The sequence below is a fragment of the Amycolatopsis sp. NPDC004368 genome (genome assembly GCF_053602515.1).
The window spans coordinates 241,853-252,429 of sequence record NZ_JBSGDT010000006.1 but is presented as its reverse complement, the minus strand read 5'-3'; the positions used below and the strand labels follow the sequence as shown (position 1 = coordinate 252,429).

Sequence of the window (10,577 nt, the reverse complement as noted above, 5' to 3'; positions counted from 1 at the left end):
CCTGCGGCGGCGCCGGATCGCGTGCACGATTCCCCAGCCTGCTGATCAGGTCCGGCATCGCCGCAACCGCGGCCAGGCTGGTGGCCGGCCACCAGCGTTCGACCCACACATCTACAAGCAACGGCACGCGGTCGAGTGCGGAATCAACCGGCTCAAACGCAACCGAGGTGTCGCCACACGGTTCGACAAACTCGCAGTCCGCTACGAGGCAACCGTGCACGTCGCGGCGATCAACGAGTGGCTACGCCATTGAAACAGGCTCTAGAGCGGGGTGCGTCGGGGGGATCGAGGAGAGATGACCGTGCGAGCCTTGGGCAAGGCCATCGGCGCGATGCTGGACTTCCGGCGACCGGAGGCATCGGAATCGTGTTGTCCCGGGAGCGAACCGGCGCGGAGGTCAGCAGCACTGTCGCGATGACCCGGCACCCGCTACCCGCCCGTTGGCGGATCGACAGCCGCACCGAATCCCGAATCGACGACGGCGAGCGCGAATGGACCATTCCCCGGAACGGGGAACCGAGTTCGCGCCCCAGTGGCACCAGCCTCTTGGTGCCCCTCTCTACCCCATCCTGCCGGTCAAAGCACCGATTCTCGGCCGCTCCACCGACGACTGGATGCCGGTCGATGCTCGTGAGGTCGCCGGCGCGGAGATGATCGTCGTCAGTGTCGAAAAGATCGACAACCCGGGCTGGACCGGCACCCTGACCGTGGACACGGGGAGCAAGATCGTCCGTCACCTCGACCGCGGCTGGATCGAAATCGAAGTCGTCGACTGGTCGCCACTCATTCCGGGGCAGGAAGTCTTCGCCGGGCCGTTCGCCTAGAGCGGGTCGAGGCCGGTGATCTTCCACTGCCCGTCGACGCGGTGGGCGGTCACCGCCAGCTGCGCCACGGAGGACTGCGGCGCACCGCCGCCGGGCAGGATCGTCTGCTGGTCCAGGAAGAGCAGCAGTGTGGCGTCGTCGCCGTGGAGGGTGCGGACGCCGGCCGAGCGGACGGTGGTGGTGCGGATGAGCTTGCCGTCCTTCGCGCGGTGGCTCGCCGCGGCGAACTGCGCCCGGTACTGGCCGACGGCGGGGCCGCTGAGCACCGCGGCGGCGGCGCGCGAGGTGCGGTCGAGGTTGCCGTAGTCGTAGGAGAACAGCGCCTTCACCCCGGCGCTCACCTGGTCCCGGACCTGGGCGGTGGCGGCCTGGTCCACGAGGGCGTCGTCGTCGCGGGGGCGCAGCGCCGCGGCCTGCACGGCGAACCACACCGCGCACGCGAGCGCCACCACGGTGACCACGAGCGCCCAGCGCTTCACGAGCCCACCGCCTGCACGCCGCCGACCTTCCACGTGTCGCCTTCGCGGGCGAAGTCCACGGTCAGCCGCGCCTGTTTCGGCACCGGCGCGCCGCCGCCCGTGCTCACGCGCACGTCGAGCACGGCGATGACCCGGGCCGTGCCGGCGGCCGGGTCGAGGTCCGTCACGGCCGCCTGCACCAGCGATGCCGCCGACACCGTTTTGGTGCTCGTCGCGCGGTCGAGCTGCAGCTGCCGGTCGCCGGTGAGGTTCGCGGCGTACTGGCCGGTGGTCGCGCCGATCCAGCGGTCCACGTCGGCACCGCCGCTGCGGTAGTCGATCGTGTTGAGGGCGACCAGGTCCGTGCTCGCCGCGGCCAGCACGGCGTCGCGGTCACGGCCGCGGGCCAGGGCGTCGTCGTGCGCGGCCGACCACCAAGACCAGCCGAACCACGCGGCCGCGAGGACCGCCAGCACCGGCAACGCCACCAGCGCCTTCATCACGAGCCGCCCAGCAGCGCCCCGAGGCCGCCGGCCGGGGGCGTGAGCAGGCCGAGCAGGCCCGGCAGCTGGTTCGCGTCGGACGTGGTCGAGGGCGCCGGTTCCTTCGGTACGGCCGGGATCGCCGGCGGCTTGCCCGCGTACGGCGCGTTCTGCGCACCCCGTACGCCCACGGTGCTGCCCGGCGGTTCGGCGCAATAGGCGTTCATGTTCACCGGCGCCTCGGTGGTGTCATTGGCCGGGCGTTGTTTCGTGCCTTCGTAGCCCTTCGTGCACGACGCCGGATCGAAGAAGTTGAACACCACCCCGAGGTGCCCGGTGCCGTCGGGTGAGGTCGAGGGCGAGAACGCCGAGATCACCGGGTAGGCCACCAGCAGTTCCTCGATCGCGTCGGTGCGCGCCGAGGTGATCTGGGCCGTGGTCAGGGAATTGGCGAAGATCACGCCGAGGTCGGTGCCCGAGGTCGCGAGCACGTCGCTGATCTGGCGGCTCAGCTGCGGCGCCTGGTCGATCACCGTGCGCAGGTCGGGATCCGACGACTTCAGCTGCGCCGCGATCGTCTTCAGCCCGCTCGCGAAATCGGTGATGTTCTGCGCCTGCCGCTCCTGCGTGGCGAACACCGTGCGCGAGTTGGCGAGCAGCCCGCGGGTGTCCGGGATGTACTGCGCGGCCTTGGCGGTGAGCGAACCCGTGCTGTCGAGCAGCTTCTGCAGCTGCGGCCCGGAACCGGCGAACGCGTCGTAGGTTTCGTCGACCACGGTCTTGAGCGACTCCGGGTGCACGCTCGCCACGAGGTCGTCCAGGTGCGACAGCACCGAGTCCGGCGAGGCGGGCAGCGTGGTGCGGTCCTGCGTGATCACCGAGCCGTCGTGCAGGTACGGGCCCGTCTCGCGGTCGGGCAGCAGGTCCACGAACTGCTCCCCCACCGCCGAGCGGTTCGCCACTTGCGCGTGCAGATCGTCGGGGATGTCCGGGCCGCCCGAGTCGAGGTCGAGGCGCGCGTCGAGGCCGTGGCCGGTGAGCGTCATGGCCCCCACGCGCCCGACCGTCACCCCACGGTAGGCGACCTCGGAGTTCACGAAGATCCCGCCGGAATCGGCCAGCTGCAGCGTGACCTGGTAGCCGCGGGCGCCGAAGAGCCGGTCGAGGCCCGCGTACTTGCCGCCCGCGTAGACCACCGACACCACGGCGATCACGACGAAGGCGACGAGCTGGATCCGGGTCTTGCGCGAGGTCATCCCGCACCTCCCCCGAGCAGGCCGCCCAGCAGACCACCCAGGAGGCCGCCGGGCCCGGGCTGGTTCTTCGCCGGCGGCGCCGTGGTCGGCAGTGGCAGGGGCAGCGCCGGTGTGGTCGTTCCCGGCTGCTGCGCGGTCAGCCCGGGGAGCTGGACCGGCGGCTGCGACGAGGACGTGAAGTTCTGCAGCAGCTTGTCCAGATCCAGGTCCACGGTCGCGTCGACGTTGGCGTAGTCGCCCTTGATCGTGTTGCCCGCGTAGTCCGGGAACGGATAGGTGAGCAGGATCTGCAACGCGTTGGGCAGGTCCTGGCCCGCCTCGCCGAGCTTCTGCAACGTCGGCCGCAGTGCCTCGAGGTTCGCCACCAGCTGGTCGCGGCTGCGGTTCACCGTGTCCACCGCGACGCCGGAGAGCTTGTTCAAGGCATTGAGCATTCCGACGAGCTGGTCGCGCTGGTCGGCCACGATCTTCAGGCCCGGCGCGAGATTGTCGAGTGCGGTCTTGATGTTCTGCTGCTGCCCCACGAGCGTGCGCGAGAGCTCGTCGAGCCCGTCGATCGCCCGCAGGATCTCGCCCTTGTGGCCGTCGAGCTGCGTGGCGAGATCGTCCACTCGGGACAGCAGCGCGCGCATCTCGGGTTCGTTGCCGGACAACGCGTCGTTGAGCTCGTGGCTGATGTCCTGCAGCTGGCCGAGACCGCCGCCGTTGAGCAGCAGCGAAAGCGCGCCGAGGACTTCCTCGACCTCGGGGTTGCGGTTGGTGCGCCCGAGCGGGATCTGCGCGCCGTCGGCGAGGTGGCCGACGGGCTTTTCCGCGGTGGGGGTGCTCAACTCCACGAACTTCTCGCCCAGCAGGCTCGACTGCCGCAGCTCGGCCAGCGCGTTGGCCGGCAATTGCACCTCGCCGTTCACGGTCATGGCGACCAGCGCCGAGCGGGTGTCGGGGGTGAGCGTGATCCGGTCGACCCGGCCCACGGCCACGTCGTTGACTTTCACGCTCGCCTGCGGCACGAGGTCGAGCACGTCGGTGAACAGCGCCGTCACGTGGTACGGGTGGTCGCCGAGGTCGGGACCGCCCGGCAGCGGTGTCGAGTACAGGCCGTTGAAGCCGCCGTCGCTGCACCCGGCGAGCACGAGCACACCCGCGAGCACCCCGGCCAGCCGCCGCCTCACTTCGCACCGCCCTTGCTCAGCACGTCCACGAGCGGCAGCGGCAACGGGGGCAGCTGCCCGTTCTGGAGCGAGTTGAGCACCTCGGGCACGGTCGGCAGCTTCAGCGTGCCGTCGAGCACCGGCGCGAGCTCCTTGCAGATGTCCGACAACGTGGTCGGCACGCCCTTCGGGGTGCCGGCCGCGAGAATGCGGCAGACGGTGAGGATCGGCGGATTGGTGATCTCGTTGAGGTTGTCGCGCACGGCGATGGTGCCCGACGCCGCGTCGTAGGAGTTGATGAAGTTCGTGGCGCCGGTGGGCGCGATGTCGAGCACCTCGGCGAGCGCGGCGCGCTGGTCCACGAGCACGCCGGTGAGCGACGCCAGCTTGTCCACGTTGGACTCGAGGTCGGTTTTGTTGTCCGCCACGAACTGTTTCACCTCACCCAGCGAGGAAGCCAGGGATTTCAACGCGGCCCCGACGTCGGCCGAATCGTCGGCGAGGAACCCGCTGACGTCGGCGACGCGGGCGTAGAACTCGTTCAGCCGGCTGTCGCTCTGAGCGAGCGCGCCGGTGAACGAATCGAGGTTCTGCACGGTCGAGAACAGGTCGTCCTTGGAGTCGTCCAGCGTGCCCGCGAGGTCGGCGAGCCGGCCGACGGTCGAGTTGAGGTCGGTGCCGTTGCCCTTGAGGTTCGCGGCGGCCGTGTCGAGGACGTCGGAGAGGGCGCCGTTTTTGTTGGCACCGTGGGGGCCCAGCGCGGTGGTGAGCTTGTCGAGACTCGCGTAGAGGTCGTCGAGCTCCACCGGCGTGGCCGTCTTGTCGCGCGCGAGGACGGTGCCGCTCGCGAGCGTCGGGCCGGTGTCGTACGCGGGCGTGAGCTGCACGTACCGGTCGCTGACGAGGCTCGGCGCGACCACGACGGCGCCGACGTTCGCCGGGACCGGCACGTCGTCGTTCACGCGCATGTCCACGCGCACGGCCTGGCCCTCGGGCGTCACGGCGGTGACCTCACCGACGGGAACTCCCAACACGCGAACCGAAGAACCGGCGTAGAGGCCGACCGTTTTCCCGAAGTACGCCGACAGCGTCGTCCCGCTGCCGCCGCGCAGCACCAGCGACACCCCGGCGGTGACCAGCAACGCGAGCACACACGCGAAACCCAGCCAGGTCACCAGGCTCCGCTGCGCCTTTGTCTCGATGGTCATGCCGCCTCCGCGGGAGGAAGTACGTCGGCGGTGGTCACCGGCCACCCACCCCCTGGTTCGGTGCCGCGATCGGTGGGGTGCAGCCCTCGGGGTTGATCGACAGCCCACCCGCGGTGATCGTGGGCGGCAGCAGCCCGCACAGGTACCCCTCGAACCAGCGGCCGTTGCCTGTCGCGTTGGCACCGACGCGCGCGAACGGCGCCATCAGCGCGAGGCCGCGGTCGAGGTTGCTCTGGTTGCGCTGCAACACATCCGTCACCTTCCCCAGCGCCTGCAGCGTCGGCTTCAGCTGCGCGCGGTTGTCGGCGACGAGCCCCGAGAGCTGCTGCGAGATCTGCTGCGTGCCCTTGAGCAGCGTGCTGATCTGGTCACGACGGCTCTGCAGCTCGGACAGCAGCAGGTCGCCGTCGTTGATCACCTGCTGCAGCTGGGTGTTGCGGTCCGAGAGCGTCTTCGAGACGGCACTCGTGTCGGCCAGCAGGGTGTGCAGGTCGTCGTCGCGCGAGGACACCGTTTTCGACAGCGCGGACAGGCCCGAGAGCGTGTCCTTCAGGTACTGCGGGCTGTCCTTCAGGGAGTCGGACAACGCGGTGAAGCTGTCCGCGAGCTGTTTCGTGTCGATGTCGCCGACAGTCGTCGACAGCTGGTCGAACGCGTCCTGCAGCTGGAACGGCGTACGGGTGCGGGCCACCGGGATCGGGTCGTGCGGGCTCTGCGTGCCGGCACCCTTCGGGTCGAGCGCGAGGTACTTCTCCCCCAGCAGCGTCTTGATCTCGATCGACGCGGTCGACGCGTCGCCCACGCGCACGCCCTTCACGCGGAACTTCACCAGCACCTGCTTGTGCGCCAGCTCCACCGACGTCACCTGGCCCACCTTCACGCCGGCGACCTCCACCTCGTTGTCCGGCGCGAGCCCGGCGGCCTCGGCGAAGGAGGCCGAGTACGTGGTGCCGTTGCCGAACACCGGGATGCTGTCGGAGAAGTAGGCCACGGCGGTCACGAGCAGGATGAGCACGAGCGTCACCCCGCCGACGGCGGCCTGGTTGCGTTCCTTCAAGCGCTTCACGGCCCACACCTCGCCGCACGCTGCGTGGTGGGCAGAGGGACGATCGGCAGCGTCACGTCGAGCGACGAAATGCCGACCGTGCCTTCGATCCCACAGAGGTAGTAGTTGAACCAGCTGCCGTAGCTCAGCGTGCGCGTGAACTTCTCCAGGTTGCCGGGCAGCACCTGCAGCAGGTGGTCGATCAGCTGGTCGGAGTCCGCGAGGTTGTCCGACAACGTGCCGAGCTGCTTCACGTCGCCGCGCACGGCAGGCCGCGCGTCGGCCAGCAGGCCGGACGTCGCGTCGGTGAGCTCCCCCAGCGCGCCCACGGCGTCGCCGATCGGCTTGCGCTGCTCGGCCAGGCCGCTCACGAGCCGCTGCGTCTGGTCGATCAGGTCGCCCAGCTGCGGGCCGCGCGAGTTTACCGTGGTCAGGACCTGGTTCAGGTTGTCGATGACCTGCCCGATCACCTGGTCCTTGCCGGCGATCGAGGTGGTGATCGACGCGGTGTGCGCGAGCAGGCTCGTGATCGTGCCGCCCTCACCCTGGAAAACCTGGAGGATCTCGGCCGAGAGCTGGTTGACCTCCTTCGGGTCCAGCGCCTGGAACAGCGGCTTGAACCCGTTGAACAACACCGTGAGGTTCAACGCGGGCTTGGTGCGCTCGGGCGGGATCGTCGCGCCGTCGGCGAGCGTGCCGCCCCCGGTGACGTCGGTGCCGAGCGCGAGGTAACGCTGTCCGACGAGGTTGCGGTACTTGATCGTCGCGGTCGTGAGCGCGGGCAGCTTGTACTGCGCGTCGACCGCGAAGCTCACAGTGGCGAAGTTTGGGGCTCCGTTCGGTTCGCCCTGCTCGACCGTGATCGTGTCGACCTGGCCGACCTTCACGCCTGAGATGCGCACGTCGTCACCCGGCTGCAGGCCGGACGCGTCGGTGAACTTCGCCGCGAATCCCGCCGCGGTGCCGAAGTTCGTGTTCGCGATGGTGGCCGCGAGTATTGCGGTGAGCAGCACGGTGACCGCGGCGAACACGAGGATCTTCACCAGCGCGGGAACGAACGACCTCACTTGAGCTCCACCTCCGCCCCGCGGTACAGGGGCCCGACGAGCAGGCCCGCCCAGCTCGGCACCTGGTCCGGCGTCGTGTTCATCGCCGACGAGGCCAGCAGGTCGATCAGCTCCTGCTCGTCGGTCGAGCCGAACACCGACGGCGCGCCGCCCGATTCGCCGCCGCCACCCGGACGACCGCCGTTGCCCGCGACCGTGTTCGCTGTGACGGCCCCCGACGTGATCTCACCCGGCAGCGATTCGGCCGGGCTGTGCGGCGGCGGCGGTTTGGTCGAGCCGTCCTTCACCGCGCCGTCGGGCGGGTACTGCGGCCAGTAGCCGGGTTTCGGCACCTGCGGGTAACAGCGGGGGCCGCGTTTGTCGTCGTACTTCGGCTCGTCGACGCCCGGCAGGTACTTGCCGCGGCCGGCGCTGAACTCGATCGTCACGCGGCTCACCTCGGGGTGGGCCGTGCCCTTGCCGAACGCCAGCTCGGCCTCCGGTACCGAAGCGGCGAGCTGCTTGAGCAGGCAGGGGTACTCGGGCGCGTACTTCGCGAGCACGTCGAGCGTCGGCTGCACGGCCGTGGTGAGCCGGATCAGGTTGTCCTTGTTCACGTCGAGGAAACTCGTGAGGTCTGCCGACGCGGCCGACACCGAGGAGTACACATCGGACAGTCCCTGGCGTTTCTCCACGATGGTCTCGCTGGTCGTGGTGAGGTCGGCCAGTGCGTCGAGCAGGTCGGGTGCGGCCTGGTTGTACGTGGCCGACACATTGGCCAGGCCGGTGATGTCGGCCTTCAGGTCGGGCAACGACGGGTTGAGCTCGCCCAGGTAGTCCGAGACGTTCACCAGCGTCTCGCCGAGCTGCTTGCCGCGGCCGTCGAGCGCGGTCGACACCGCGCTCAGCGTGCTGGCGAGCTTCTCCGGCTGCACCGCCTGCAGCAGCGGCAGCACGTCGTCGAGCACCTGTTCCAGCTCGATCGCGGTGCTGCTGCGGTCCTGCGGGATCACGTCGCCGGCTTCGATGTGCGCGGCGGGCTTTTCCGGCAGCTGCAAGGCGACGTAGCGCTCGCCGAAGAGCGTCTTGGGCAGCAGGCGCGCCGAGACGTTCGCCGGGATCTCGTCGATCTTGTCCGGCTGCAGCGCGAGTTCGAGCTCCGCGTGGTCGCCTTTCGCGGTCACCGAACGGATCTCGCCCACGAGCAGGCCGCGCACCTTCACGTCGCCGCCGGTGCGCAGCTGGCTGCCGACGTGGTCGGTTTCGAGCTTCACCAGCGTGACGGGCGTGAAGACCTTCTTGTAGATCGCGATCGTGGTCGTGAAGAACAGCGCGGCGACGACGAGGAAAATCAACCCCAGCACCTGGTACCGGAGCCGCTTCAACGTTTCGCGCCGCGCGCTCATCCGGAGATCCGCACGGTGGTGTTGGCGCCCCAGATGGCCAGGCTCAGGAAGAAGTCGAGCACCGAGATCAGCACGATCGAAGTGCGCACCGCGCGGCCCACCGCCACGCCGACGCCCGCCGGGCCGCCGTCGGCCGTGTAACCGTAGTAACAATGCGACAGGATCACGATCACGCTGAACACGATCACCTTCGCGAAGGACCACAACACGTCTTCAGGCGGCAGGAACAGCGTGAAGTAGTGGTCGTAGGTGCCGGCCGACTGGCCGTAGAGCCAGATCGTGATCTGCCGCGACGCGAGGTAGGACGACAGCAGACCGATCGCGTACAGCGGGATCACCGCGGTCACCCCCGCGATCACCCGCGTGGTCACGAGGTAGGGCATGCTCGGCACGGCCATCACCTCGAGCGCGTCGATCTCCTCCGAGATCCGCATCGCACCCAGCTGCGCGGTGAAGCCGCAGCCGACCGTGGCCGACAGCGCCAGCCCGGCCGAGAGCGGCGCGACCTCGCGCGTGTTGAAGTAGGCGGAGATGAAGCCGGTGAGCGCGGCGGTGCCGAGCTGGTTGAGCGCCGAGTAGCCCTGCAGGCCCACGATGAGCCCGGTGAAGAGCGTCATGCCGATCATCACGCCGAGCGTCCCGCCGATCACGGCGAGCCCACCCGTGCCGAAGCAGACTTCGGTGAGCAGGCGCCGGGTCTCGCGGCCGTAGCGGCGGATCGTGCACGGCGACCACGCGAGCGCGCGGCCGTAGAACGACAGCTGGCGCCCCAGCCCTTCCAGGCTCGCGCCCGGGCGCGCGATGATCTCGAGCGTGCGGTCGGACAGCGCGGGGGCGTCGATCGGTTCGGCCGTCACGTCACAGCGCCTTCGGTGGCACGATCTTGAGGTAGATCGCGGTGAGCACGACGTTGATGAGGAACAGCAGCAGGAACGTGATCACCACGGCCTGGTTCACCGCATCGCCCACGCCCTTCGGCCCGCCCGCGGGGTTGAGGCCGCGGAAGGCCGCGACCACACCGGCCACGAAGCCGTAGAGGAACGCCTTGATCTCGCTGATCCACAGGTCCGGCACCTGGGCCAGGGCGTTGAAGCTCGCCAGGTACGCCCCCGGTGTGCCGCCCTGCAGCACCACGTTGAAGAAGTAGCCGCCGAGCACCCCGACCACGCTGACCAACCCGTTGAGCAGCACCGACACCACGATCGCGGCCAGCACGCGCGGCACCACGATGCGCTGGATCGGGTTGACGCCGAGCACTTCCATCGCGTCGATCTCTTCGCGGATCTTGCGGGCGCCGATGTCCGCGCAGACCGCGCTGCCGCCCGCGCCGGCCACGAGCAGCGCCGTGATCAGCGGGGCCGCCTGCTGCACGATGGCGAGCGCGCTCGCGGCACCCGTGAACGACTGCGCGCCGATCTGCGTGGTCAACGAGCCCAGCTGCAGCGCGATCACGGCCCCGAACGGGATGGCGACCAGCGCCGTCGGCAGGATCGTGACACTCGCGAAGAACCAGCACTGCTGGATCCACTCACGGAACTGGAACGGACGCCGGAAGATCGCCCGCAGCACCTCCCAGGACAGCGTGGCGAGCCGGCCGACCTGGGTCAGCGCCGCGGTGCCCGGGAGGGTGATCGAGCCGCTCTCGCTCACCACACCTCCCAGTAGTCACCCCCGAGTCTTGTCCATACCTCCCACCGGGTT

General features: G+C 69.5%; 11 protein-coding genes and 1 pseudogene. 2 read left to right on the top strand and 10 right to left on the bottom strand.

Annotated elements, in window-relative coordinates; all coding sequences use genetic code 11:
- Together ACWEOE_RS12840 and ACWEOE_RS12835 are read left to right on the top strand one after the other, a co-directional pair.
- A pseudogene (locus tag ACWEOE_RS12840) lies at positions 1-253 on the top strand (IS5 family transposase); the annotation flags it as partial.
- Positions 254-491: 238 nt separating this feature from the next.
- Positions 492-824 carry a hypothetical protein gene (locus ACWEOE_RS12835; protein WP_452007676.1) on the top strand — a complete coding sequence of 111 codons (333 nt, stop codon included), beginning with the start codon at positions 492-494 and terminating at the stop codon, positions 822-824.
- Here ACWEOE_RS12835 and ACWEOE_RS12830 read toward each other — a convergent pair.
- Genes ACWEOE_RS12830 through ACWEOE_RS12785 form a run of 10 tightly spaced genes read right to left on the bottom strand, consistent with a single transcriptional unit; the run spans position 821 to position 10,529 of the window.
- Complete coding sequence (locus ACWEOE_RS12830) at positions 821-1,303, bottom strand: hypothetical protein (protein WP_452007674.1); 483 nt, start codon at positions 1,301-1,303, stop codon at positions 821-823. The two genes, ACWEOE_RS12835 and ACWEOE_RS12830, sit on opposite strands and share 4 nt — an antisense overlap.
- Positions 1,300-1,782, bottom strand: coding sequence for a hypothetical protein (locus tag ACWEOE_RS12825; protein WP_452007673.1), 483 nt, complete (start codon positions 1,780-1,782; stop codon positions 1,300-1,302). Before ACWEOE_RS12825 ends, ACWEOE_RS12830 begins: the two co-directional genes overlap by 4 nt.
- Positions 1,782-3,020 (bottom strand): MCE family protein, encoded by a 1,239-nt coding sequence (locus tag ACWEOE_RS12820; protein WP_452007671.1) that lies wholly within the window; start codon positions 3,018-3,020, stop codon positions 1,782-1,784. Before ACWEOE_RS12820 ends, ACWEOE_RS12825 begins: the two co-directional genes overlap by 1 nt.
- A complete protein-coding gene (locus ACWEOE_RS12815) occupies positions 3,017-4,192 on the bottom strand; it encodes an MCE family protein (protein WP_452007669.1) in 1,176 nt (391 codons plus the stop codon). The genes ACWEOE_RS12820 and ACWEOE_RS12815 overlap by 4 nt, the downstream gene beginning before the upstream one ends.
- Positions 4,189-5,379 (bottom strand): MCE family protein, encoded by a 1,191-nt coding sequence (locus ACWEOE_RS12810; RefSeq protein ID WP_452007667.1) that lies wholly within the window; start codon positions 5,377-5,379, stop codon positions 4,189-4,191. The genes ACWEOE_RS12815 and ACWEOE_RS12810 overlap by 4 nt, the downstream gene beginning before the upstream one ends.
- 34 nt (positions 5,380-5,413) lie before the next feature.
- Positions 5,414-6,445: an MlaD family protein gene (locus tag ACWEOE_RS12805; RefSeq protein ID WP_452007666.1), complete on the bottom strand. Its 1,032-nt coding sequence runs from the start codon at positions 6,443-6,445 to the stop codon at positions 5,414-5,416.
- Positions 6,442-7,491 carry an MCE family protein gene (locus ACWEOE_RS12800; protein ID WP_452007665.1) on the bottom strand — a complete coding sequence of 350 codons (1,050 nt, stop codon included), beginning with the start codon at positions 7,489-7,491 and terminating at the stop codon, positions 6,442-6,444. Before ACWEOE_RS12800 ends, ACWEOE_RS12805 begins: the two co-directional genes overlap by 4 nt.
- On the bottom strand, positions 7,488-8,876 hold the full coding sequence (locus ACWEOE_RS12795) for an MCE family protein (protein ID WP_452007663.1): 1,389 nt from the start codon (positions 8,874-8,876) through the stop codon (positions 7,488-7,490). Before ACWEOE_RS12795 ends, ACWEOE_RS12800 begins: the two co-directional genes overlap by 4 nt.
- Positions 8,873-9,733, bottom strand: coding sequence for an MlaE family ABC transporter permease (locus ACWEOE_RS12790; protein WP_452007661.1), 861 nt, complete (start codon positions 9,731-9,733; stop codon positions 8,873-8,875). Before ACWEOE_RS12790 ends, ACWEOE_RS12795 begins: the two co-directional genes overlap by 4 nt.
- A gap of 1 nt (position 9,734) precedes the next feature.
- Entirely contained in the window at positions 9,735-10,529 is a 795-nt protein-coding gene (locus ACWEOE_RS12785) for an MlaE family ABC transporter permease (protein ID WP_366583811.1), read from the bottom strand.
- Between the last annotated feature and the right edge of the window lie 48 nt (positions 10,530-10,577).

Excerpts from the sequence above, each read along its gene's own strand:
- ACWEOE_RS12835 (WP_452007676.1), top strand. The coding sequence starts at position 492 with ATGGACCATTCCCCGGAACGGGGAACCGAGTTCGCGCCCCAGTGGCAC.
- ACWEOE_RS12825 (WP_452007673.1), bottom strand. The coding sequence starts at position 1,782 with ATGAAGGCGCTGGTGGCGTTGCCGGTGCTGGCGGTCCTCGCGGCCGCG.
- ACWEOE_RS12820 (WP_452007671.1), bottom strand. The coding sequence starts at position 3,020 with ATGACCTCGCGCAAGACCCGGATCCAGCTCGTCGCCTTCGTCGTGATC.
- ACWEOE_RS12810 (WP_452007667.1), bottom strand. The coding sequence starts at position 5,379 with ATGACCATCGAGACAAAGGCGCAGCGGAGCCTGGTGACCTGGCTGGGT.
- ACWEOE_RS12795 (WP_452007663.1), bottom strand. The coding sequence starts at position 8,876 with ATGAGCGCGCGGCGCGAAACGTTGAAGCGGCTCCGGTACCAGGTGCTG.